This window comes from Thauera phenylacetica B4P, from assembly GCF_000310225.1.
GTDB classification, from domain to species: domain Bacteria; phylum Pseudomonadota; class Gammaproteobacteria; order Burkholderiales; family Rhodocyclaceae; genus Thauera; species Thauera phenylacetica.
On sequence record NZ_AMXF01000450.1, the window covers coordinates 1 to 1,407 of the forward strand.

1 protein-coding gene is annotated in these 1,407 nt (G+C 70.1%); it reads right to left on the reverse strand.

The window, feature by feature from the left end:
- Window positions 1-173: 173 nt before the first annotated feature.
- Window positions 174-1,316 (reverse strand): rod shape-determining protein RodA, encoded by a 1,143-nt coding sequence (gene rodA / locus C667_RS22930; protein ID WP_004388689.1) that lies wholly within the window; start codon window positions 1,314-1,316, stop codon window positions 174-176.
- Between the last annotated feature and the right edge of the window lie 91 nt (window positions 1,317-1,407).

Below are 1,407 nucleotides of genomic sequence, written 5' to 3' on the forward strand. Positions count from 1 at the left end.
CTCGGCGACCGGCCCGTCGCGCCTGGGCGCGGAGCCGCAGGCCGTCAGCAAGGCGGCGGCGCAGGCGAGGCCGAGCACGGCCAGCGCGCTGCACGCCCGGATGCCACGGGCGCGATGCGGGACTGCGGCGGGAGACATGGGAGGGGCTGGAATCATCGTCGTTCGGGGCCTTCTCAGGTCTTGTCCGCGAAGCGGCTGCGCTGGATGCTCATGAGGATGCCGATGCCCAGGCAGAGCGTGACGAGCGCGGTTCCGCCATAGCTGATGAAGGGCAATGGCACCCCCACCACCGGCAGGATGCCGCTCACCATACCCATGTTCACGAAGGCATAGGTGAAGAAGATCATGGTGATCGCCCCGGCGAGCAGGCGCGAGGCGTGGGTGGGCGCGTTGGCGGCGATGTGGAAGCCGCGCAGCAGCAGCAGCACGTAGACCGCGAGCAGCACCAGCGCGCCGACGAGGCCGAACTCCTCGGCGAGCACGGCGAAGATGAAGTCGGTGTGGCGTTCGGGCAGGAAGGCGAGGTGGGTCTGGGTGCCGTCCATCCAGCCCTTGCCGGTGAGCCCGCCGGAGCCGATCGCGATGGTGGACTGGATGATGTGGAAGCCCTTGCCGAGCGGGTCGCGGGTGGGATCGAGCAGGGTGCACACGCGCTGCTTCTGGTATTCGCGCAGCACCTGCCAGTCGACCTCGGGCTGGCACAGGGTGTCGCCGAAGGCGACGATCGAGCCCAGCCCGATCACCAGCGCCACCACCAGCGGGATCAGCAGCTTCCACGACAGCCCGGCGAAGTAGATCACGTACAGCCCCGAGGCGGCGATCAGCAGGCTGGTGCCGAGGTCGGGCTGGATCACGATCAGGCCGACCGGCACCAGCAGCATGGCGCCGGCGAGGATGAAGTCGATGAAGCGGGTATGGCCTTCGCGCATCTGGAAGAACCAGGCCAGCATCAGCGGCATCGCGATCTTCATCAGCTCCGAGGGCTGGATGCGCGCCACGCCGAGGTCGAGCCAGCGCTGCGCGCCCTTGGAGACCTCGCCGAACAGTTCCACCGCCACCAGCAGCACCACGCCGAGGAGGTAGAGCGGCACCGCCATCGACAGCAGGCGCTGCGGCTTGAGCCAGGCCAGCACCCACATCCCGGCGAGCGCGATGCCGATGTGGGTGATCTGCGAGTCGAGGCGCTCGGGCGAGGCGCTCTGCATGAGCACGTGGGCGTAGCCGAGCAGGGTGGCGAGCACCAGCGTCAGCACCGGATCGAGCGGGCGCAGGAAGCCGAGGACGAGCGCGAGCGGGTTGAAGCGGTTGTCGTTCATCGCGCGTTCCTCGCCGCGGCGGGCTGCGGCGCGGGCACCGCGGCGGGCGGGGTGGCCGGGCGCGACGGCACGGGCGCGGGGGGCGCGTCCT